Raw genomic sequence first — 22824 nt, 5'->3', positions numbered from 1 at the left:
TTAAGTAACATCATAAATAAGAAAAATTAGAATTTAGGTAATATAATGAATTTACAAGATCAAAATAGCCAACACACCCCAATGATGCAGCAATATTTACGCTTAAAAGCGGAAAACCCAGAGATTTTGTTGTTTTACCGAATGGGGGATTTTTATGAATTATTTTATGATGATGCTAAAAAAGCGGCGGCATTGTTGGATATTTCCTTAACTAAACGTGGGCAGTCAGCAGGGCAACCGATTCCAATGGCAGGCGTACCCTATCACGCGGTGGAAGGTTATTTAGCAAAATTAGTTCAGCTAGGTGAAAGTGTGGCGATTTGTGAGCAAGTTGGCGATCCTACCACAGCAAAAGGGCCGGTAGAACGTCAAATTGTACGCATTGTTACCCCGGGAACAATCAGTGATGAAGCATTATTACCTGAACGTCAGGATAATCTGATTGCCGCTGTTTATCAGGAAAAAGACAAGTTTGGTTTGGCAACATTAGATATGACCTCAGGGCGTTTTCAGTTAAGTGAGCCAGCGAGTAAAGAGAGCTTACAAGCAGAATTACAACGTATTCAACCTGTTGAACTCTTATATTGTGAAGATTTTGAGGCGTTTCATTTAATTGAAAATATGAAAGGCTTACGTCGTCGCCCTGTTTGGGAATTTGAATTAAAAACCGCAATTGAACAACTCAATCGTCAATTTGGTACGCAAGATCTGCGTGCGTTTGGTGTAGAAAAAGCGGTGCTTGGACTTTGTGCAGCGGGCTGTTTATTACAATATGCAAAAGAGACCCAACGAACCGCGTTACCTCATATTCAAAGTCTGAGTTTACTGCAAAATACCGATAATATTCAGTTAGATGCCGCAACAAGACGAAACCTAGAGCTTACGCAAAATCTTGCTGGTGGCACAGAACATACATTAGCTTCCGTATTAGATAAATGCGTAACACCAATGGGCAGTCGTTTGTTGAAACGTTGGATTCACCAACCCATTCGCGATCGTGAAAAATTAACCTTACGCCAACAAACCATTAGCCAAATTTTACAGCAAGATTTAATCGCAGAATTTCAACCGCACTTACAACAAGTCGGGGATATGGAACGTATTTTAGCACGCGTAGCATTGCGTTCAGCACGGCCAAGAGATCTCACTCGTTTACGTACGGCATTGGCACAAATTCCCGCCATTCAACATTATCTTAATCAACAAAACTGTCCGCAATTTACTGCATTTTCTCAACAGATTGCTGACTTTTCACCACAATTAGATTTATTAGAACGCGCGATTATTGAAAATCCCCCTTTATTAATTCGCGATGGTGGCGTGATTGCGGAAGGATTTAATGCAGAGCTTGATGAATGGCGCGCCCTTTCTGACGGTGCAACCCGTTATTTGGAAGAACTGGAACAACGAGAACGAGAAACTACCGGGATTGATAGCCTAAAAATTGGCTTTAATGCCGTACACGGCTACTATATTCAAATTCCGCAAGGGCAAGCACACAAAGCCCCCATTCATTATGTACGCCGTCAAACCTTAAAAAATGCGGAACGTTACATTATTCCCGAATTAAAAACCTATGAAGATAAAGTACTGAAGGCAAAAGGGGCTTCCCTTGCTCTGGAAAAGCAACTTTATGAGCAAATTTTTGATGAATTATTACCGCACTTAGGTGCATTGCAGTTGGCGAGCCTTGCCTTAGCAGAGCTAGATGTGCTAACCAACTTGGCTGAAAGAGCGGAAACCCTAAACTATGTTGCCCCCACTTTTAGTGATGAAATCGGCGTGAATATCGAAAATGGTCGCCACCCAGTGGTGGAGCAGGTATCAAAAAGCCCTTTTATTGCAAACCCAGTAAATCTGAGTGCTAATCGCCATTTATTGATCATAACAGGGCCGAATATGGGGGGAAAAAGTACCTATATGCGTCAAACCGCATTGATCGCATTAATGGCTTATATAGGCTCTTTCGTGCCAGCAGAAAGTGCGGTGATTGGACCGCTTGACCGCATTTTCACGCGTATTGGCGCCTCAGATGATCTTGCATCAGGGCGTTCAACTTTTATGGTTGAAATGACAGAAATGGCAAATATTTTGCACCAAGCCACCGCAAACAGCTTAGTACTTATTGATGAAATTGGACGCGGCACATCCACCTATGATGGGCTTTCTCTTGCGTGGGCTTGCGCGGAATGGCTAGCACAAAAGGTCCGCTCACTCACCTTATTTGCCACCCATTATTTTGAGCTTACCGTCTTGCCTGAGCAGTTAAAGGGGATCGCCAATGTGCATTTAGATGCGGTGGAACATAACGACACCATCGCCTTTATGCACGCAGTGCAAGAAGGAGCGGCAAGTAAAAGTTACGGCTTAGCAGTGGCAGCACTGGCAGGTGTTCCCAAAGCCGTAATAAAATTAGCGAAGCAAAAATTAACCCAATTAGAAAAATTATCAGAAAATACACCGCACTTAACCAATCCGATAAATCAGCAATTACAAGGCGAATTGCATTTGATAGACGAAGAGGAAAATCAAAGTGCGGTGCTAAAAATGTTAGAAAATCTCGATCCTGATGAAATGACACCAAAACAAGCCTTAGCCTATTTGTATCAATTAAAGAAAATGGTCTAATACACATTTCGCTAGCGCAGTATCGCCACAAGAAAAAGAAAGGGGCGTTCTTCCACGCCCCTGATTTAACTGCTTAAACTTAAACGCCCTACCTATTTTTTGCTCATCGCCTTAGCAGGTTGCAGGCCCCAGCAAACAAGGAAAAATTAATGATTTTTATGGCTGGTGCTATACAGAATTTTATCGGTATAAGCCATTGCGATGGCAGAAACCAAAAAGCCTAAATGGAGCAATAATTGCCACTTCATCGTTTCTTCTGGCATATTTGCTGCATTGACGAAAGTTTGTAGCATATGAATAGAGGAAATACTGATAATTGACATAGAAAGTTTTACTTTCAACACGGAAGCATTAACGTGGCTTAGCCATTCAGGCTCATCAGGATGCCCATCTGTGTGTAGCTTAGAAACGAAAATTTCATAACCGCCCACAATCACCATAACCAATAAATTCGCAATCATTACCACATCAATTAAATTTAACACGGAAAGCATAATGGCGTTGGAATCTAGCTCTTGCAGATTTGAGATAAGTTCCCATAGCGATTTCATAAATTTATAGGCATAAATCCCTTGTACGACAATTAAGCCGAGATAAATGGGTAATTGTAACCAGCGGCTAGCAAAAATAATTTGGCTAAATATGACGGGGGTTCTATATTTTACCGATTCTTTTGATGTCATAGATTGATGTTCCATCTGTGTTTACTCTTCGTTCCTTCATCATTTTATGTGGGCGATGAAATTACCTGTTTTTTACCAAAATATCAATGATTTTCGGGTTTAATCTGATCCGCTGAAATTGCGCTGAGTTTCGCTAAATCAAGATCATTGTGTAATAGCTCAACCTGTGGCATCACTTTGTTAGCTTTGGCAGAGAAATCTTTAAATCGCTCAATTTTTCCCGCTAAACCTTGTTGCCCTGCAAAGGCGGTAACGGCGTGATTATAATGCCCGCTTACCGTTGCCAAGCTATTACCCAATTTAGCAAGACGTTCTGCCACCAAGCACATTTGATTATAAATATCCCCCGCCTTACCACTGATTTCTCGTGCTTCCGCATTACCTCGTTCAATCCGCCATAAATTTGCGACGGTGCGTAAAATCGGCATTAAGGTGGTGTGAGAAACTAAAATGACGTTTTTTTCATAGGCGTAATTAAACAAATTGCTATCCTGTTTCATTGCTTCAATGTAAGCTGGCTCAACCGCAATAAACATCAGCACAAAATTAGGGCTATGCACGCCAATTAAATTGCTGTAATCCTTGCGTGATAGCTCATCAATATGATTTTTGATCGCCTTGTGGTGTTCACGCAAAAATTGCTGTTGGCTTTGCTCATTGTCCGCACTCACCGCATTTTCATAGGCAACAAGGGACATTTTGCTATCAATAATCAAATGTTTGTTATCGGGTAAATACACCACAAAATCAGGATAATTCGATTTGCCTTCTGCATTGCGGAAATGATCTTGTGCTTTATAGTGATCATTTTCTACCAAGCCCGCTAATTGCAAGGCGCGTTCAAGCTGAATTTCCCCCCAATTGCCTAGCGTTTTCTTTTCCCCTTTTAAAGCAGAAGTGAGATTATTCGCCTCTTGCGACATTGCAAGTCCCACGTCTAACACTTTTTTAATTTCACTTTCAAGGCTGGCATTGCCCTTTAAGGATTCCGAGTGAATTTCATTTACGCGTTTTTGGAAACCTTCAATTTGCTCACGGAATGGCTTTAACAAGGCATCAAGGCTGGCTTGATTGGTTTGATCGAACTTTTGGCTCTTTTCTTCCAAAATACGATTCGCCAAATTTTGAAACTCAACACTGAGTTGCTGTTTTGTTTGAACAAAATCTTCCTGTTGCTGAGTAAAATGTTTTTCTTTTTCCGCTAACGTGGTTTTGAGTTCGGTAAATTGTTGTAAAAGTGCGGTGGATTTTTCGTTTAAATCGGCATACTCCTGCTGCTTGCTTTTTAATTCTGCACGACTTTGATTTAACTGATGTTGTAAACTATGCACTTGTGCAGTGGCGATACCAAATTGTTCTTTAAGGCTTGTGATTTTCTCTGCAATATTTCCGTGGCGAGCTTGTTCTTCGTCCAATTCTTGTTGTAAATATTGGATTTTTTCATCACGTTCATTCAGTCGTGTTTGCAACCCTTCCGCGCGTGTTTGCGCTTTCACACTGTCCTGCTCAAGCTGGTAACGCAGTTGCGACAAGGCTTCATACTTTTCCAATAACAGGTTAAAATCATTGACGTTTTTATTCAGTTCTTGGGCAAGTTGTTGCTTATCTCGTTGATATTTGATGCTAATAAAAAACAGCACCAAGGATAAAATAAGCAATAGGACGGTTATCCCAAGCCATTGAGATTGTGTAAATTCGATCATTATTTTTCCTAAAAATTAACAAAATTTTCCCCGCGCTTTTTTCTTCGTTCAAATTAAGATCAACAATGAAACAAAGTGCGGTAGATTTTTCAGATGAAATCTTTGCAGAACTATAATAAAGTATAATGCAATTTTTGTTTAATCAGCGGAAAAAATGTCAAAACAACCTCAACTTTATCTTGCCTCGCAAAGCCCTCGCCGTTTACAACTGTTACAACAGTTGGGGCTGGAAATGGAAATCTTTAATGCGGATATTGATGAAACCCCAAATGCCGATGAACTGCCTGCGGATTATGTACGCAGAATGGCGCAAGAGAAAAATCACGCCGCACGCCAACAACTTGAAAAACGTGCCAATTTTGTACCGCACTTACCTATTTTATCCGCAGATACTAGCGTGGTTTGCGATGGGGAAATTTTAGGCAAGCCACAAGATGAAGCCCAAGCGGTACAAATGCTTAGCTTGCTTTCAGGTAAAACGCACCAAGTGCTAACTGCTGTGTGTGTCAGTTTGCCTAATCAAATCCATAGCCTTGTACAAACGAGCCAAGTTACCTTTAGCTCATTAACTAAACAAGATATTTTGGCTTATATCGCCACTGGTGAGCCAATAGATAAAGCGGGGGCTTATGGGATTCAAGGGCTAGGTGGACGATTTATTTCGCGTATTGATGGCAGTTTTAGCGGTGTGATGGGGTTGCCCGTGTTTGAAACTGCCCAATTGCTTCGCCAAGTTGGGATAAGTTTATTCGCATCAAGTGAGAAATGTGATGAGTAAAAGCCTATTTCAAGCCAGCAAACACGAGGAACATTGCCCACAATGTGGTTCGCTATTACAGATTAAAAAAGGCAAAAAAGGGTTATTTTTAGGTTGCAGTGCCTACCCACAATGCGATTTTATCAAGCCTTTACACCCCACTCACGAAACAAAAGTCTTGAAAGAATTAGCCCAACATTGTCCAAAGTGCGGTCATTTTTTACAATTAAAACAAGGGCAATTTGGTATGTTCATCGGGTGTAGTGATTATCCGCAATGTGATTATATCGTTCACGAAGAGCTTGAACCCGAACAAGAGCATCTGCCTTGTCCTGCTTGTGGAAAAGGTAGCCTTGTGCCACGACGCGGACGCCAAGGCAAGGTGTTTTATGGCTGTAATCAGTTTCCAAAATGTAAATTTACCCTTGCCAGCCAACCCTATGCAGTGCCTTGTCCTCAATGTGGTTATCCGATAAGTACGCTGAAAAAAGAAGAAAAAACCGACCGCACTTTGCGTCGCATTTGGTTATGTGCCAACAAAGCGTGTCGTCATCAATTTGAAACAGACAATGAATAACGAACAGAATATCGCTCAACTCGTTGAGGTATTAAAACAAAATGAAGTCATCGCTTACCCCACTGAAGCGGTGTTTGGCTTGGGCTGTAATCCACTCAGTGAAAGTGCGGTGCAAAAATTATTGCTTTTAAAACAGCGTCCTGTGGAAAAAGGGTTGATTTTAATCGCACCGCAGTTAGATTTTCTGCTGCCTTTTATTGATGAACGTAAGCTTAATGAAACGCACTGGCAACGCTTGAATGCCCATTATGATCACCCGACCACGTGGGTGGTACCGGCAAAGCCAACAACACCGAAATTTCTCACGGGACAGTTCTCTACCATTGCCGTTCGTATTAGCGATCACCCTGCGGTAAAACAGCTCTGCGAACAAGCGGGCTTTGCACTCACCTCCACCAGTGCCAATTTAACCGGCTTACCGCCTTGTCGCACCTATCAAGCCGTGAAAGCCCAGTTTGGCGAACACTTTCCTGTGTTAGAAATGGCGGTGGGAAAGGCAACAAACCCTTCAGAAATACGCGATCTGTTTACACAACAACTTTTCCGTCAAGGTTAATAAGGATTTTTATGGATAAATATGCTGTTTGGGGAAATCCCATTGCTCAAAGCAAATCACCACAAATTCACCGAATGTTTGCCCAACAAACTCAGCAAACATTAGACTATGTGGCAATGCTCGGTGATGAACAACACTTTGAACAACAACTCCTCGGCTTTTTTGCTGAAGGGGCAAAAGGTTGCAATATCACCGCCCCATTCAAAGAGCGTGCATTTCAATTGGCGGATCAATATAGTGAACGTTGTTTGCTCGCCGCTGCCTGTAATACGCTGAAAAAATTACCCGACGGTACACTTTATGCTGACAACACAGACGGTGCCGGCTTGGTGAGCGATTTACAACGCTTAGGCTGGCTCAAACCGCAACAATCAGTACTCATTTTAGGCGCAGGTGGCGCAACCAAAGGCGTGCTGTTTCCTCTATTACAAGCGGAACAAAAGATTTTGCTGGCTAACCGCACCTTAGCTAAAGCAACTGAATTAGCGAAAAAATTCAACGCCTACGGCAATATTCAAGGTTGTACCCTTACTGATATTCCCGTGCAAAAATTTGATCTTATTATCAATGCCACTTCTTTAGGCTTACAAGGTCAAACCGTAGCCATTGATCCAACCATTTTGCAACAAGCAGGCGCGGTGTACGATATGCAATACAGCAAAGGCGAAGACACGCCCTTTATTGCCCTTGCCAAACAGCAAGGTGTACAGCATTATAGCGATGGCTTTGGAATGCTTGTTGGTCAAGCAGCCCACGCCTTTCATTTATGGCGAGGGGTAATGCCCGACATAACGCCCTTGCTTAAATGTCTTTAATCCGATTAAACCGAATAAAATACCTCGCTAAATAGGCGAGGTTTGTTTTTATGGCGGAAAGATAAAGAAAAGTGCGGTCATTTTTTATAAAATTTTTTGAATTTTTCTACTAGTTTTTTATTCGGCAATATGTTGGCATTTTTAGCACGATTATTTATCAACCCACTAAAATAAGCATATAAAACTAAAAATAAACAAATTTACAAAATAAAAAACTAGCTTAATTCAAAAACAACGATATAAATATCCAATTTTGCGTATTTTTTGCTATTGACTAAAATTGATATTCCGCTATATTCCTAGCCTTTACATTTCTTTAACGTTTAATCAGGTGGTACTATGACACAGTCAGCAAAACGCGAAACCTTTTCAGGAAGCCGCGCATTTATTCTTGCTGCTATCGGTTCTGCTGTAGGGTTAGGAAACATTTGGCGTTTTCCTTATACTACATACGAAAACGGTGGTGGTGCATTCATCATTCCTTATCTTGTTGCCCTTTTAACTGCGGGTATTCCACTTTTATTCCTTGATTATGCTATTGGACATCGCCATCGTGGTGGTGCGCCGTTATCCTATCGTCGTTTTAACCGCCATTTTGAAACCTTTGGTTGGTGGCAAGTTATGGTGAACGTTATTATTGCCATTTATTATGCTGTTGTACTTGGCTGGGCTGCTAGTTATACCTATTTCGCAATAAGTGGTGCATGGGGAGATAAACCAATAGATTTCTTCTTACATGATTTCTTGCAAATGGGGGATATTTCCCAGGGCGTTAGTTTTGAATTTGTTGGAATGATTGTTGGACCATTAATTGCAGTATGGTTAGTAGCATTAGGAGTACTTGCTCTAGGCGTACAAAAAGGTATAGCCAAAACGTCATCAATTTTAATGCCTTTATTAGTGGTGATGTTTATTATTCTTGTTGTTTCCTCGCTATTTTTACCCGGTGCAGCAAAAGGATTAGATGCACTCTTTACACCAAATTGGTCAAAACTTTCTGACCCAAGTGTGTGGATTTCGGCCTATGGACAAATCTTCTTCTCCCTATCAATCTGTTTCGGCATTATGATTACCTATGCCTCTTATTTGAAAAAAGAATCGGATCTAACTGGGAATGGGCTAGTTGTTGGCTTTGCAAACAGTAGTTTTGAACTATTAGCTGGAATTGGGGTTTTTGCAGCGCTAGGCTTTATGGCAACAGCATCAGGACAAGAAGTGAGTGAAGTGGCAAAAGGGGGAATTGGTTTAGCCTTTTTTGCCTTCCCAACGATTATCAATAAAGCCCCATTTGGTGAAGTATTAGGGGTATTATTCTTTGCCTCTCTCACCTTTGCTGCATTAACTTCTTTTATATCGATCCTTGAAGTTATTATTGCTGCTTTACAAGATAAGCTTAGAATGCGCCGTGCCAAAGCGACATTTATTGTTGGATTACCGATGATGTTTATTTCTACCGCACTATTCGGTACAACAACAGGCTTACCAATGCTTGATGTATTAGATAAATTTGTTAATTATTTTGGTATTGTTGCTGTTGCATTTGTTTCATTAGTTGCAATTGTTGCAAATGAAAAGCTTGGTATTTTAGGTAAACATTTAAATGAAACCTCCTCCTTCAAAGTAGGGTTCTTTTGGCGCCTATGTATTGTACTTACCACAGGTATCTTAGCATTTATGCTATTAAGTGAAGGTGCAAAAGTCTTTACAAACGGTTACGAAGGCTACCCATCTTGGTTTGTGAATACCTTCGGTTGGGGAATGGCAGTTGCCCTTGTTGTCATTTCATTCCTTCTTTCACGATTAAAATGGAAAGATGAAGAATTATTCAATCTTAAAGAACACGGAAAAGGAGAACAATTAAATGAGCAATAGTGCAATTATTATGATGGTCATCGCTTTAGTCATCATTTGGGGAGGATTACTTTTCTCCATAAAAAGATTACCTAAAGAAAAATAAAAATACGCATAAAAAAATAGCCACAAATAATGTGGCTATTTTTAACACTCATTTTATTGTCCTGTTAAATAAGATTATCCCATTTTAAAATAATGCCAAATTATATTCACGCTGAGCATTCCCATTGCATTACCTCGTCTTCTTTTAAACCGAAAGAACCATAGAAAACAGCAAATCATATATCTAAAAATAGAATAAGGCGTATCTTAAAATAATATACGCCTTATTAGCTTAAAATTAAGCGGCTATATCATTCTTGTTCAGTCTGTTTTTCTTGTTTTGTATGATAAAAATAAAGAAAAACTAAGCCAATTGGCGCAATTATCCAACTAAACATAAAACATATTAACATTGTTACCATTTTTGTTATTAATAACAAAATGGCATTCACAATAAATACATTCTCTCCGAAAATATAACCGACTATACTTTCATAAACAAAACGAGAATAAGGATACAATAGCGTAAAAATCAAGAACATTAATGTTGAAAGAATGAATTTATGATCAATAATCCCCTTTCCTGCATTAAAGATTAGTAGTTCAAGCAATATAAATATCACTACTCCAAAGAAAAGATGGCGAAAATAATATGCTTTATTTAACCCTCCAAAGGTTTTACTGATAAGTGACATCGTATTCTCCTAATTAGCACCTAAAACAGGTTCATTCTATACCGAACCTAAAATAGGTGCAATGAAAAAATTACGAACCTCAATTCACTCAGAGGAACAACAATTCCTTCGCCAATTATTTATTTCTCAACGAAAATCACTGGGGTTATCACAACGTGCCTTAGCAGAGCGTTTAGGTGTGATCTATTCTTTGATTGGGAAAATTGAGACAGGGGATCGCCGTCTTGATGTTATAGAATTTATGGATTACTGCTTTGCTTTGGAACTTGATCCTAATGCGGTATTACAACAAATAAAAGCAAAATTTTACTCATAACTAAAGTGCGGTTGTTTTTTTGGCTTTTTTATATTCCTACTATTTAGACTAAAAATAATGCAGTGTGTCTATATCATACTTTATTATTTTAATAATCAAACAATTATAAATAACCACACAAAAATTATACCTATTAAATCTATAGAATTTACCAATGAAATTTATTGATTTCTATCAATATTCCTTTCTTAATAATTGTTAATACTGTGCGAGATGTTTCCTAACTTACTATTCTATAAAGGAGAATCTTATGAAACCTCAATCGTGGTTATTTACATTTATTGGTGCAAGTGTCGCCACTTACCTAGGGACGGTGGCATATATCCACCATTTTGATAAACAAGAAACACAACGCCGTTTGCAAGAAAGTCAAACGACTGATCAACAGCAACGTGCCGTTGAAACAGTGTTATATAATAATGGCTGTCAATATTGCCATAGCAGCAACACTAATATGCCATTTTATGCTAAATTACCTATCGCTAGCAGTCTAATGGAAAAAGACATTCAACAAGGACAAGCTCATTTTTTGTTGGATAACATCACAGATTATCTTAATCAACCTCAACGCATTTCTGCCACAGCGTTAGCTAAACTTGAAAGTGTCATTCAAAATAACGAAATGCCTATTCATTCTTTCAAAATAGTACATTGGGGATCCGGTTTAAATGAACAAGAGAAAACAACCTTGCTTGATTGGATTCATAAAGTTCGTCAAGAATACCAGCTTCCTGCAAATACCTCTGGCACATCAGCCGAACGCTTCGTACAACCTGTACCACAAAATGTGCCAGTTAATCCTGCCAAAGTTGATTTGGGTAATACCCTTTATCATAGTACCTTATTATCAGGTGACGGTACCATTGCTTGTGCCACTTGTCACGGTTTGAATACCGGCGGGGTGGATAATCTTGCCACTTCTACTGGAATTAAAGGGCAGAAAGGAGGAATTAATGCACCTACTGTCTATAACGCAGCTTTCAATGTTGTTCAATTCTGGGATGGGCGTGCTGCAAACTTAGCAGAACAAGCAGGAGGACCGCCTTTAAACCCCGTAGAAATGGGGGCAGAAAATTGGCAACAAATTGTTAATAATCTCAATAAAGATGAAGCACTCAAACAAGCTTTTGAAAAAATTTACCCTGAAGGCTTTAACGAAAAAACGATTACAGATGCCATTGCAGAATTTGAGAAAACCTTAATTACCCCAAATAGCCCTTTCGATCGCTATTTACAAGGTGATGAAAGTGCCTTAACTGCAACACAGAAAAACGGTTATGCCTTATTCCACCAATATAAATGTGATACCTGTCATACTGGCATCAATTTAGGTGGTCAATCTTATGAACTGATGGGCGTGAAAGCAGATTATTTTGCTGACCGTAATAAACCATTAACAGAAGCCGATGACGGTCGCTTCGCACAAACAAAAAATCCTTATGATAAACACCGTTTTAAAGTACCAACATTACGTAATATTGCGCTTACTGCCCCTTATTTCCACGATGCAAACGCACAAGATTTAACCCAAGCTGTGGAAATGATGTTGAAATATCAACGTGGCGTAAGTTTGTCAAAAGAACAAGTTAGCGATATTGTTGATTTCTTATATAGCCTAACGGGAGAATACCAAGGCAAACCGTTAACAAACGATAATATGAAAAAATAATCTTCAGTTAAATAGCAAAATATAAAATGGGCAATTATTGCCCATTTTATAAAAAGAAACAAAACTTAAGAAATTCGTCCATTTGCAATCTCAATGACTTTATCACAAATAGCCATTGTAGAGGCTCGATGGCTCACCAGAATAATCAGTTTGTCTTTTTTGACGTTTAGTAATGAGTGCAAAATTATTGATTCATTTAGACTATCTAAATTACTTGTTGGCTCATCAAGCAAAATGATTGGCGCATTATGTAAAAAAGCTCGAGCAATACCGATACGTTGTTTTTCACCATCAGATAAACTGCTCCCAAGTTCTGAAACCTTTGTTTCATACCCCTGTGGTAATCCCATAATAAAATCATGAATCGCGGCTTTTTTTGCTGCATTAATGACCTCTTCTCGGCTTGCATTTCGCTTAGCAAGCAAAATATTTTCATAAATACTTTGGTTAAAAATGTAGGTTTGTTGTGTAATATAGGCAATATTATCACGCAATGCCTGAGTATTAAGTGCGGTCAGATTTTTCCCATTAATTTGAATTATGCCTTTTTGAGGATCATAAAACCTCATTATTAATTTTAGTAAGGTGCTTTTTCCACTTCCACTTCGTCCATGAATGCCTAAAATTTGTCCCTTATTTAAACTAAATTCAATATTTGATAATATCACTTCATTTTCATAACAAAATTCAATATTTTTTCCACTTAATTGTTCGATATTATTTAAATCTAGCCCTGTTTTTACTTCCTCTAAATAAGGCTGTTCTGACAATAATGTGAGAACACGTTCTCCACTTGCAAGTGTCTGTAATAAATTGTTTGATAAATTACTTAATGCAATTACAGGTCCATAACTAGACATTAATAAAATAACTGCAATTAATAATTCACTAAAATCTATTTTATGAAGATACCAAAGCAATATTCCGACAAACAAAATGGTAAGATTAAATAAAGATACCGCGATATCAGTATAACAACGTACTTTAGCTTCTTGTTGTTTAATTTTAAAAAAAGCTTGATCAATAGCTTTACTTCGCTGATTTATTGCATTCAATCTTGTAGTAGCTTGGTTAAAAAGTTGAATTTCTTTCATTCCTTGCAAACTATCAAGAAAATAGTCGTTCATTTCCCCTACCAATTCTCGATATTGACGTCCTTCTTCTCTTGCCATTTTAGTGGTTAAAATTGGCAAGATAACACCGATGGTACAATAAGCTAAAAACGCTATTAGCATAAACCAAAGGGAAATATGCCCAAAAATAGACAATAATATACTTGATGTAATGAATGCTATCATAATAGGAGCGATAGTATGAGCATAAAAAACTTCGAGTAACTCAATATCATTGGTAACAAGCGAAAGTAATTGACCCGATTGTTTATTTTGTAACTTAACAAAGGCTAATTTACGTAGCGCACCAAATACCTTATCTCTTAATAAAGCAAGTAATTTAAAAGCTATATAATGCCCTGACATTTGTTCCAAATAACGTAAAATACCTCGTGCCACGGCTAAAACTAAAAGTGCGGTAAGAATTTGGCTTAAATTTAAATAGGTACTGAACCCAATGAGATTTGCTAATCCCATTGCACCAAGCGCCATAATAAAAATTGCGGAAAGAAAACCAAGCACTCCCATAATAATCGTAAAACTCATAATATGCGCTAATGGTATGACCAATTTAACCAGATGCCACATTATAACAAACCCATTTTTATGCATTTTTCTCTCCCTTTCTCACCGCTTCTAATTGTTTTTGTTGGCTAAACATTTGATGGTACAAACCATTTTTTTCTATTAATTGTTGGTGCTGACCTTGTTCAACGATTTCCCCTTTTTGTAAAACATAAATATGATCCGCTTCTATCGCATTAGCTAAACGATGAGAAATCATAATAATCGTTTTTTTATCCTTTAATTTTTGAATTAGCTGTAAAATAATTTCTTCGCTTTCTATATCAATATTACTGGTCGCCTCATCAAAAATGTATAAATTAGCATTATGCAACAATGCCCTTGCTAGAGCTAATCGCTGAATTTGCCCACCAGATAAATTACTACCACGGCTTAATAATGGCATATCTAAACCACCTTGTTGTTTTACAAATTTATCAAGATTAACTTGTTGTAAATAGTAATAAATTTCTTCATCAGTTGTCTCTGGCTTTGCTATTTGCATATTTTCTCGTAATGACCCTTTAAAAATATAACTACTATGACTTACAAGGCTAATATGTTGATATAATGATGCACGTTTAATATCAGCAGCATTTTGTTGATTAAATAAAATATCACCTGATTGTTGAGAATAAAATCCCATTAATAAAGACACTAAAGTAGATTTACCACATCCACTCTCACCAACAAAAACGGTTAATTTATTTGCAGGAATAGTTAAATTTAATTTTTTAAATAGTTGTTTTTCATTATTATAAGAAAAATCAAGATTTTTGATTGAGACACTAATTGGATTTTTATCGTTAAAATCCACCGCACTTTGTAAACCTTCAACAGGAAGATCAAGTAAAGCGAAAATTTTATCTGATGCCGCTTTACCATTCATTGCTACGTGAAAAAACGATCCTAATAGGCGTAATGGAATAAAAAATTCTGATGAAAGCAAAATAAACAAAATAACACCAAATAGTGTCAAATTCCCTGCTTCAAATTGCAATAATGCAGTTAAAATTCCAATAGCTGCCCCGCCATAAGCGAGTAAATCCATAATAGAAACAGAATTAAGCTGCATTGTCAGGACTTTCATTGTGATTTTACGAAAATGCTCTGCTTCAAGCTCCATTTGCTTCGCTTTATATTCATCATCTTGATAAATTTTTAGGGTAATTAAACCTTGTAAATTGTCTAAAAAAGAACTACCTAATCCAACATAAATAGACCAATATTTATGTAATAAACGCTTAGCAATTTTATTCACAACAATAATAGAAAAGGGAATAAGAGGAACGCAGAGTAATAAAATAAATGAAGTAGAAAAATTAAGAAAAACTAAAATACTAAATAAAGTTAAAGGCGCAAGTAAGCTATAAAATAATTGTGGTAAATAACGTCCAAAATAAATTTCAAGCTGTTCTACCCCTTCAGATGCAACTTGGATAATAGAGGACGTTGATTGCTGATTAACTTGACTTAGTGGCATTGAAACCAGCTTTTGATAAATTAATGTTCTTAATTGATGTTTCACTTGTGTACTGGCACGATAGGAAGCATTTACTGCCATTTTCCCTGCTAATACACGCAAAATTAATGCCAATATTAAAATAACAAAAAAAAGTACCGCACTTGTTATTCCTAGCTTTTCTTGCCAAACCCATTGTAAACATAGAGCAAAAACGGTGGCACTAATTATTCCACCAACTAAGGCGACCCAATTCCATAGCACTGCTTTGGCAATCCATTTTTTACTTTCAGAAACAGTATTAATAAGCCTTTTATCAATCATCATAATATGAATATCCTAAAATAGTTATCTAACTAAGCGCGATAAAGAAAAACGATTAAAAACGAACTTCAATTGATGCACTATAATTTCGCCCTGGTGCATAAAAACGTTCCAACCCTAATCCATCACGATCTACGGTATTCGTTGTACTATTTGCGTTGATCCCTCGCAAGGCATCCCAAGTTTGATAACGACGATTAAATAAATTATATATTCCGGCTCTTAAAGTGATATGTTGATTTATTTTATAATACCCAAATAAATCAAAAACATAGGCTGATTTATTCAAGTATTTATAGGTATCAATTGTTTGATAAAGTTCATCTTTTACGCACATATCTCTGTCATACCAATAATCATATTCCCAGCGTACACAACGCGTTTTATTTTCAAATACTTGAGCATCTTTTGCTTTTTTATTTGCTAAATAGGTTAAGCGACTGAATAGTCCCCATTTTCCTTGCGGATGCTCATAATCTATACCAATAACCATTTTCATTGGCTGAATGGAAAGTAAGCTCGCATTATTAGATAAATGTCCTTTACTATATCCCAATGCACCAAATAGCGTTAATCCTTCAGGAGCAGGTAAAAGCTGTGCTAAATTTAATCTTCCTTTAATTTCAATACCATGAATTTTAGCTTTATCTACATTTACCATTTGTTGCATTTGTGATTGAAAAGTACGCCCATAAGCTGTTTCTTCAATAATACTTTCCTGCTCAAATAGAAAATTGCGATAGTGGTTTTGATAGAACATTACATCTAATAATCCTGCTTTCCCTTCACCTTTTGCAAAAAAGGTATGATTTAAACTTTTTTCTGCTTTTAAAGCAGGATTAGACTTCCATTTACCATAAGCATTAGTAAATGTGAAATAGCGTTCTGTGGCAGTGGGTAAACGGTAGCCTGTTGTAAGTAAATAGCCAAATGTCCAATTATCTGTAACTTGGGCATCAATTCCAGCTAAACCGCTCCAATTTGCAAAATGGCTTTTTTGAGGTGCGCCTTCTGCTAAACAAGCTGTGCTACAAGGTGCATTTAAACGTTGTGGGTTATACTTCGTATAATCATAACCAGCACCTAAATGTGCCATAATTTTCGGCGTCCATTGGTCAAAGGTTGGAAACCAAGTAACATCATCTTTTAATGCTAAACGATATTGCTTAGTTTTAATCGGATATTGAATAGTGTAGTGTGAATCTAAACCAAAGCGATTAGTATCATGATTAATATTTTCAAATTGACGTTCACTTGCAGCCATTTTTAGCCCTAGTATATGAGAGCCTAAAAAGCTTAAAGGCTCACTTTCAACATAGAAGGAAGCACGTTTAAATGTTGTTTTCATCCGTCTATCAAAAACTTCATCTAACTCTTTTTCGTCTGTTTGCCAATGCCGGCCTCCTTTATAATTTACCGCTGCAAGATCGGTTTTTTGATAATCAACATCAAATTTTGTAAATGCCAAATATTCAGACTGTGGCGTATAAAGATAATAAAGATTGACATTTAAACGTTTATTTTGATCATCTGCTTCACGCCATTGTCCGCCAAACAATGCATAGCTACGTTCATCAGTATAACGATGTCCTTGTTGTCCATTCATACCGATTCCAACTTTATGATGATCATTGAGTTGAATCCCTAATTTGGCAAGATAGCTATGATAACGATGAGTAGAAGGATCAGGATGTTGACTACTTGAAGATTGATCTATCTCGCCACGTCCATTACTTTTTAATTCGTGTCCCGTCCGTTGAGAATATAGTAAAAGGGCATCTACTTGCTGGCCAACATAACCTACCCCAAAGGTTCTTACCCATTCCTTATTTTTACTCGCATAACCTGTACGTAATAATGCACCAAAACGATTCTCAGCTAAAACTAAATCTTGCGGTTCTAACGTTTGGTAATTAACCGTTCCACCTAATGCGCCACTACCAGAATGAAAACTATCAGCGCCTTTAACTATATCAATATTATTTATAAGTTCTGTATCAATGCTTAATCTTGAAGAATTAAAATTACCATATCTGGCATATAGTGTATTTTCTTCACTGTCGGGTAAATTCACCCCATCAATACTAATGCCAACGCGGTTACCTTCAACCCCACGCATAGAAAAACCTTTTATAAAACGACCATTATCAACAATGCCAACATCAGGGCTATAACGGACTAAATCTTTTGTATCGCGAATAAGTTCATTTTGAATAATTTTCTCTGTTTTCTTTTCTGTAGTTGGAATTTTATTGGTTGTGTTTTCTGTGGAAATAAGAATTTCATCAAGTGTTTCTTCAGCGTAGGAAAATGTAGTGCAGCCTAAACAAACGAGTAATACGGATAGTGCGGTCGTTTTTTTATCCATTTTTACCTCTCCCTTTATCTAATTAATTTAAGGTTAGATTATAGGATAAAAACATATTGTTTTAAATAAAAATAATTCTCATTTAAAATAAAGATAACAAAAAAGCCACTCACATTTTTTGTAAGTGGCTTTTTCTATTAGAAGATATTAAATATCTAAGTTAGCTCGTAATGCATTAGATTCAATAAACTCACGACGAGGTTCAACTTCATCCCCCATTAAGGTAGTGAAGAGCTGATCGGCTGCCACAGCATCTTTAATGGTAACTTGCAACATTGTACGTGTTTCAGGATCCATTGTGGTTTCCCAAAGCTGCTCTGGATTCATTTCACCTAACCCTTTATAACGTTGTACCATTAAACCGCGACGCGATTCTTTTACTAACCATTCTACCGCTTGTTCAAACGTTGTTACTGGATATTGACGTTCACCGCGTGCGATATAAGCATCAGGCTCAAGTAAGCCGTTGAGCTGTGAACCCAATTTCACAATGCGGGCATAATCATTACCATTGATAAATTGGAAGCCAAATACATATTCTGTATCAATGCCGTGAGTACGCACGGTTAGCACAACTTCGTGTAAATGGCGTTCGCTATTGAAATGCAATTTATAACTATAATGATTACCGCTGCTTTCTTTTTCCGTTAAGTTTTCAACCAAAGATTTTGCCCAAAATTCCACCGCACTTTCATTTTGCATTAAAGCGACGGTTAATTCAGGTTGATAAATCAAGGTTTTTAAAACACTTTCTGGATAATGGCGGCTTAAACGTGCAATCATTTTTTGCACGCTGTTATATTCAGACACCAATTTTTCTAATGCCACCCCACTCATTGCAGGAGCATCTTTCGTGGTATATAACGCTGCGCCATCTAAAGCAATATTCAATTCATATTGCGCCATTGCTTCATCATCTTTAATGTACTCTTCATTTTTACCTTTTTTCACTTTATAAAGTGGCGGTTGAGCAATATAAATATGACCACGTTCAATTAATTCAGGCATTTGACGATAGAAGAAAGTGAGCAATAAGGTGCTAATATGCGCACCGTCCACATCAGCATCGGTCATTATAATAATACTGTGATAACGCAATTTATCTGGATTATATTCATCACGCCCAATTCCACAGCCAAGCGCAGTAATTAATGTTCCCACTTCTTGGGAAGAAAGCATTTTATCAAAACGGGCTTTTTCTACATTTAGGATTTTCCCTTTTAATGGCAAAATTGCTTGATTTTTACGATTACGCCCTTGTTTTGCTGACCCTCCTGCAGAATCCCCCTCCACAAGGTAGAGTTCAGATAAAGCAGGATCACGTTCTTGGCAATCTGCTAACTTACCGGGTAACCCTGCAATATCCAATGCCCCTTTACGGCGTGTCATTTCCCGGGCTTTGCGTGCGGCTTCGCGGGCGCGCGCTGCATCAATAATTTTACTTGCAATCATTTTGGCGTCATTTGGATTTTCTTCCAAATATTCTTGCAAGCGCTCATTCATGGCGGATTCCACCGCCCCTTTTACTTCGGAAGAAACCAATTTATCTTTAGTTTGTGAAGAGAATTTTGGATCAGGTACTTTCACTGAAATAATCGCGACGAGCCCTTCACGTGCATCATCACCTGAGGTTTCCACTTTATCGTTCTTGCCTTTTTTATTCAGCCCTGATTTTTCCATATAAGCATTTAAGGTTCGCGTTAAAGCGGCACGGAAACCAGCTAAGTGAGTTCCTCCATCACGTTGTGGAATATTGTTGGTGAAGCAATGAATATTTTCCGATTGATAGCCTTCATTCCACTGCAAAGCAACTTCAACACCAATATCATCTTTTTCTGTGGAAAAATAAAATGGTTTTTGATGAATTGGATTTTTATTTTTGTTTAAATATTCCACAAAGGCTTGGATTCCGCCTTCATAATGAAAGTGATCCTGTTTATCATCACGTTCATCAATTAAACGAATGGATACCCCTGAATTTAAAAAAGAAAGCTCACGCAAGCGTTTAGCCAAAATGTCATATTCAAATTCAATATTGGTGAAAATGCTTGGACTTGGCCAAAAACGCACCGTCGTTCCCGTTTGGCTAGTTTCACCAATAATGGTTAAAGGCGCTTGCGGATCACCTAAATGATAGAATTGTTCGTGAACATTGCCTTGACGACGAATGGTGAGCTGTAATTTATCAGATAGCGCATTAACTACGGACACACCCACACCATGCAATCCACCAGACACTTTATAAGAATTATCATCAAATTTTCCGCCTGCGTGCAATACTGTCATAATCACTTCTGCGGCCGATACCCCTTCTTCAGGGTGAATATCCACTGGAATACCACGACCATCATCTTGCACTGAAACAGAATTATCAGAATGAATAGTCACAATAATATCAGAACAATAGCCCGCCAATGCTTCATCAATGGCGTTATCTACAACTTCAAAAACCATATGATGTAACCCTGTTCCGTCATCGGTATCACCAATATACATACCGGGGCGTTTACGCACTGCATCAAGGCCTTTTAATACTTTGATACTACTTGCACCATAATTTTCTGGGACATTATTCGACATAACAATTCTCTGTTTTTATTGATAAAAAATTGGGCAGATTATAGCAAATTTTTAGGCTTTTGGCTAATTTCGCAAAAATCTCAGGCAGGTAAATAATAAATTGAAAAATAATGAAAAAAAGCACCGCACTTTAATTTGCGGGAAACCCCATTAGGCGGAGAACTTCCGCCTAGATGAGCATAAAACAAATAAAACGCGGTTAGGCATCAATTAAACGATAAAGTGCGGTGTCTTTTCTATCCAAATAATGCACAGATTGAATACGACGAATGGTACGTGAACGGCCACGAATCAGTAAGGTTTCCGTTGTCGCTAAATTACCGCGACGATGAATACCTTTAAGCAAATCACCATTAGTAATACCTGTGGCAGAAAAAACAAGATTATCATCACGCACTAACTCTTCTAATTTCAGCACTTGATTCACTTCAATGCCCATTTCTTGGCAACGGCGAATTTCATCTGCCGCAATGGATTGATTTTCTGGTGAACTGCCTTTTACTTGATGACGAGGAATTAAACGTGCTTGCATTTCTCCCCCTAAGGCACGAATAGCTGCCGCAGCCACCACGCCTTCAGGCGCGCCGCCAATGCCATACAGCATATCTGCGCCACCATCAGGCAAACAGCATAAAATTGATGCGGCAACATCACCATCTGGAATCGCCAAGACTTTCACTCCAAGTAGCTGCATTTTTTTAATGACTTCAGTGTGACGCGGTTTATCTAGGGTAATCACCGTTAATTGAGAAAGTAATTTTCCCATTTTTGATGCCACACGGCGCAAGTTTTGTTCCAATGGTAAGTTTAAATCAATCATTCCTTTTGCTTCAGGACCTACGACCAATTTTTCCATATACATATCAGGCGCTCGTAAAAAGGTCTCTTTTCCCCCTGCGGCTAACACAGAAAGTGCATTAGGTTGCCCCATTGCCGTCATTCTTGTCCCTTCAATAGGATCAACAGCAATAGAAACCTCTTCGCCGATTCCTGTACCAATTTTCTCACCAATATAGAGCATCGGCGCTTCATCAATTTCGCCTTCACCAATCACCACTTCACCACGCATTTCAATTTGATTTAACATCAATCGCATTGCTTGCACAGCGGCATCATCGGCGGCATTTTTATCCCCACGCCCCAACCAAGCAAAACCAGCAAGCGCAGCAGCTTCGGTAACTCGAGAAAATTCAATGGCTAATGCTCTATTCATTTTTTGATCCTTTGGTTGTTTAAAAATCGGCGTATTCTATCATTTCTGCAAACGATTGCGTTATAAAAAGATAAATTTTTTTGCGAAATCAATAAACTCAGGTAGAATAAGCATACATCTATGTTCATTAACCATTTTTTTAAAAGGAATCCACTATGTCGTTAGAAATTTTAGACCAACTTGAAACAAAAATTAAACAAGCCGTTGAAACGATTGAATTACTTCAATTAGAAGTTGAAGAATTAAAAGAAAAAAATAATCAAGCGCAACAACAAAACGAAACATTACGCAATGAAAATGAACAACTCAAGAGTGAACATGAAAACTGGCAAGAACGTTTGCGTTCTTTGTTAGGTCGTATTGATAACGTTTAATTTTATTAATAAAAATAGAGGCTTAGGTGATTATCTAAGCCTTATTTTTTAGGAGTAAAAATGAATAATAAAGTATGCTTAATTAGCGGTAGTACATTAGGTGGCGCAGAATATGTCGCAGAACATCTACAACAAGTATTAGAAACACAACAAATTTGTACCGCACTTTTTCACGGGCCTCATTTTGCCGAGGTGGCCAATGAACCCCTTTGGCTTATTGTAACCTCAACCTACGGAGCGGGAGAATTACCCGATAATTTGAAACCATTATTTGATGAAATTAAGCTACGAAAGCCAGATTTATCCCATTTGCGCTTTGCGGTGATCGGGTTAGGAAATTCCGATTATGATACTTTCTGCAATGCGGTAAACATTGTACAAGACCATTTAACCGAACAAAGCGCGCAACAAATTTGTGATCCTTTAACAATTGATGTTCTTGCTGTGGACGATCAAGAACAGTATGCCGAAGATTGGATCCCGACTTTTTTATCTCATCTTTAACCTTAGATCTGATGATCATTTCATCAGA

General features: G+C 37.9%; 19 protein-coding genes. 11 read left to right on the top strand and 8 right to left on the bottom strand.

Translation table 11 applies throughout. The annotated features are described in order from the left end of the window. Positions 1-45: 45 nt before the first annotated feature. On the top strand, positions 46-2628 hold the full coding sequence (gene mutS / locus L4F93_RS04205) for a DNA mismatch repair protein MutS (RefSeq protein ID WP_250351262.1): 2583 nt from the start codon (positions 46-48) through the stop codon (positions 2626-2628). Positions 2629-2774: 146 nt separating this feature from the next. On the opposite strand, the gene L4F93_RS04200 is transcribed toward mutS, so the two are convergent. Together L4F93_RS04200 and rmuC are read right to left on the bottom strand one after the other, a co-directional pair. After that, complete coding sequence (locus L4F93_RS04200; protein ID WP_250351261.1) at positions 2775-3326, bottom strand: TIGR00645 family protein; 552 nt, start codon at positions 3324-3326, stop codon at positions 2775-2777. 68 nt (positions 3327-3394) lie between these two features. Next, positions 3395-5014 carry a DNA recombination protein RmuC gene (rmuC, locus tag L4F93_RS04195; RefSeq protein ID WP_250351260.1) on the bottom strand — a complete coding sequence of 540 codons (1620 nt, stop codon included), beginning with the start codon at positions 5012-5014 and terminating at the stop codon, positions 3395-3397. 154 nt (positions 5015-5168) lie between these two features. On the opposite strand from rmuC, the gene L4F93_RS04190 reads away from it, so the two are divergent. From L4F93_RS04190 to L4F93_RS12440, 6 genes are all read left to right on the top strand, one after another. Further along, the gene (locus tag L4F93_RS04190) at positions 5169-5792 is read left to right on the top strand and encodes a Maf family protein (RefSeq protein ID WP_250351259.1); all 624 of its coding nucleotides are present in this window, start codon (positions 5169-5171) and stop codon (positions 5790-5792) included. After that, entirely contained in the window at positions 5785-6348 is a 564-nt protein-coding gene (locus L4F93_RS04185; protein ID WP_250351258.1) for a DNA topoisomerase family protein, read from the top strand. Before L4F93_RS04190 ends, L4F93_RS04185 begins: the two co-directional genes overlap by 8 nt. Further along, positions 6341-6904, top strand: coding sequence for a Sua5/YciO/YrdC/YwlC family protein (locus L4F93_RS04180; protein WP_250351257.1), 564 nt, complete (start codon positions 6341-6343; stop codon positions 6902-6904). Before L4F93_RS04185 ends, L4F93_RS04180 begins: the two co-directional genes overlap by 8 nt. Positions 6905-6915: 11 nt before the next feature. After that, on the top strand, positions 6916-7719 hold the full coding sequence (gene aroE, locus L4F93_RS04175; protein ID WP_250351256.1) for a shikimate dehydrogenase: 804 nt from the start codon (positions 6916-6918) through the stop codon (positions 7717-7719). A gap of 339 nt (positions 7720-8058) precedes the next feature. Beyond that, entirely contained in the window at positions 8059-9591 is a 1533-nt protein-coding gene (locus tag L4F93_RS04170; RefSeq protein WP_250351255.1) for a sodium-dependent transporter, read from the top strand. Then, positions 9581-9676, top strand: coding sequence for a methionine/alanine import family NSS transporter small subunit (locus L4F93_RS12440; protein WP_265756063.1), 96 nt, complete (start codon positions 9581-9583; stop codon positions 9674-9676). The genes L4F93_RS04170 and L4F93_RS12440 overlap by 11 nt, the downstream gene beginning before the upstream one ends. A 250-nt stretch (positions 9677-9926) precedes the next feature. Here L4F93_RS12440 and L4F93_RS04165 read toward each other — a convergent pair whose 3' ends face one another. Further along, the gene (locus L4F93_RS04165) at positions 9927-10310 is read right to left on the bottom strand and encodes a hypothetical protein (RefSeq protein WP_250351254.1); all 384 of its coding nucleotides are present in this window, start codon (positions 10308-10310) and stop codon (positions 9927-9929) included. A gap of 61 nt (positions 10311-10371) precedes the next feature. Between L4F93_RS04165 and L4F93_RS04160 the strand changes: the two genes are divergently transcribed. Then, positions 10372-10626 carry a helix-turn-helix domain-containing protein gene (locus L4F93_RS04160; RefSeq protein ID WP_250351253.1) on the top strand — a complete coding sequence of 85 codons (255 nt, stop codon included), beginning with the start codon at positions 10372-10374 and terminating at the stop codon, positions 10624-10626. A gap of 250 nt (positions 10627-10876) precedes the next feature. Then, complete coding sequence (locus L4F93_RS04155) at positions 10877-12295, top strand: cytochrome-c peroxidase (RefSeq protein ID WP_250351252.1); 1419 nt, start codon at positions 10877-10879, stop codon at positions 12293-12295. A 65-nt stretch (positions 12296-12360) separates the two neighbouring features. Here the strand turns inward: L4F93_RS04155 and L4F93_RS04150 are convergent, their stop codons facing one another. The 5 genes from L4F93_RS04150 to glpX all read right to left on the bottom strand — a co-directional run bounded on the left by L4F93_RS04150 (position 12361) and on the right by glpX (position 21918). Beyond that, positions 12361-14019, bottom strand: coding sequence for an amino acid ABC transporter ATP-binding/permease protein (locus L4F93_RS04150; RefSeq protein WP_250351251.1), 1659 nt, complete (start codon positions 14017-14019; stop codon positions 12361-12363). Next, the gene (locus L4F93_RS04145) at positions 14012-15760 is read right to left on the bottom strand and encodes an ABC transporter ATP-binding protein/permease (protein WP_250351250.1); all 1749 of its coding nucleotides are present in this window, start codon (positions 15758-15760) and stop codon (positions 14012-14014) included. The genes L4F93_RS04150 and L4F93_RS04145 overlap by 8 nt, the downstream gene beginning before the upstream one ends. A gap of 52 nt (positions 15761-15812) precedes the next feature. After that, positions 15813-18125: a TonB-dependent hemoglobin/transferrin/lactoferrin family receptor gene (locus L4F93_RS04140; RefSeq protein ID WP_250351249.1), complete on the bottom strand. Its 2313-nt coding sequence runs from the start codon at positions 18123-18125 to the stop codon at positions 15813-15815. 147 nt (positions 18126-18272) lie between these two features. After that, positions 18273-20705, bottom strand: coding sequence for a DNA topoisomerase (ATP-hydrolyzing) subunit B (gyrB, locus tag L4F93_RS04135; protein WP_250351248.1), 2433 nt, complete (start codon positions 20703-20705; stop codon positions 18273-18275). 199 nt (positions 20706-20904) lie between these two features. Continuing rightward, a complete protein-coding gene (gene glpX, locus L4F93_RS04130; protein ID WP_250351247.1) occupies positions 20905-21918 on the bottom strand; it encodes a class II fructose-bisphosphatase in 1014 nt (337 codons plus the stop codon). Positions 21919-22073: 155 nt separating this feature from the next. Here glpX and L4F93_RS04125 point away from each other — a divergent pair, with 155 nt between their 5' ends. Then, entirely contained in the window at positions 22074-22292 is a 219-nt protein-coding gene (locus L4F93_RS04125) for a cell division protein ZapB (RefSeq protein ID WP_250351246.1), read from the top strand. Between the two features lie 60 nt (positions 22293-22352). Continuing rightward, a complete protein-coding gene (gene mioC, locus L4F93_RS04120; RefSeq protein ID WP_250351245.1) occupies positions 22353-22796 on the top strand; it encodes an FMN-binding protein MioC in 444 nt (147 codons plus the stop codon). Positions 22797-22824 lie beyond the last annotated feature (28 nt).

It is taken from the genome of Avibacterium sp. 20-132 (assembly GCF_023611925.1).
Classification (GTDB): Bacteria; Pseudomonadota; Gammaproteobacteria; order Enterobacterales; family Pasteurellaceae; genus Avibacterium.
The sequence above is the reverse complement of the archived record's forward strand: the minus strand, read 5'-3'. Positions and strand labels throughout refer to the sequence as shown.

Bases quoted from the DNA above. Each gene is read 5' to 3' on its own strand.
- L4F93_RS04125 (WP_250351246.1), top strand. From the start codon at position 22,074: ATGTCGTTAGAAATTTTAGACCAACTTGAAACAAAAATTAAACAAGCC.
- L4F93_RS04160 (WP_250351253.1), top strand. From the start codon at position 10,372: ATGAAAAAATTACGAACCTCAATTCACTCAGAGGAACAACAATTCCTT.
- aroE (WP_250351256.1), top strand. From the start codon at position 6,916: ATGGATAAATATGCTGTTTGGGGAAATCCCATTGCTCAAAGCAAATCA.
- rmuC (WP_250351260.1), bottom strand. From the start codon at position 5,014: ATGATCGAATTTACACAATCTCAATGGCTTGGGATAACCGTCCTATTG.
- L4F93_RS04155 (WP_250351252.1), top strand. From the start codon at position 10,877: ATGAAACCTCAATCGTGGTTATTTACATTTATTGGTGCAAGTGTCGCC.
- mutS (WP_250351262.1), top strand. From the start codon at position 46: ATGAATTTACAAGATCAAAATAGCCAACACACCCCAATGATGCAGCAA.
- L4F93_RS12440 (WP_265756063.1), top strand. From the start codon at position 9,581: ATGAGCAATAGTGCAATTATTATGATGGTCATCGCTTTAGTCATCATT.
- gyrB (WP_250351248.1), bottom strand. From the start codon at position 20,705: ATGTCGAATAATGTCCCAGAAAATTATGGTGCAAGTAGTATCAAAGTA.
- L4F93_RS04145 (WP_250351250.1), bottom strand. From the start codon at position 15,760: ATGATGATTGATAAAAGGCTTATTAATACTGTTTCTGAAAGTAAAAAA.
- L4F93_RS04190 (WP_250351259.1), top strand. From the start codon at position 5,169: ATGTCAAAACAACCTCAACTTTATCTTGCCTCGCAAAGCCCTCGCCGT.
- mioC (WP_250351245.1), top strand. From the start codon at position 22,353: ATGAATAATAAAGTATGCTTAATTAGCGGTAGTACATTAGGTGGCGCA.
- L4F93_RS04165 (WP_250351254.1), bottom strand. From the start codon at position 10,310: ATGTCACTTATCAGTAAAACCTTTGGAGGGTTAAATAAAGCATATTAT.
- L4F93_RS04140 (WP_250351249.1), bottom strand. From the start codon at position 18,125: ATGGATAAAAAAACGACCGCACTATCCGTATTACTCGTTTGTTTAGGC.
- glpX (WP_250351247.1), bottom strand. From the start codon at position 21,918: ATGAATAGAGCATTAGCCATTGAATTTTCTCGAGTTACCGAAGCTGCT.
- L4F93_RS04185 (WP_250351258.1), top strand. From the start codon at position 5,785: ATGAGTAAAAGCCTATTTCAAGCCAGCAAACACGAGGAACATTGCCCA.
- L4F93_RS04180 (WP_250351257.1), top strand. From the start codon at position 6,341: ATGAATAACGAACAGAATATCGCTCAACTCGTTGAGGTATTAAAACAA.
- L4F93_RS04200 (WP_250351261.1), bottom strand. From the start codon at position 3,326: ATGGAACATCAATCTATGACATCAAAAGAATCGGTAAAATATAGAACC.
- L4F93_RS04170 (WP_250351255.1), top strand. From the start codon at position 8,059: ATGACACAGTCAGCAAAACGCGAAACCTTTTCAGGAAGCCGCGCATTT.
- L4F93_RS04150 (WP_250351251.1), bottom strand. From the start codon at position 14,019: ATGCATAAAAATGGGTTTGTTATAATGTGGCATCTGGTTAAATTGGTC.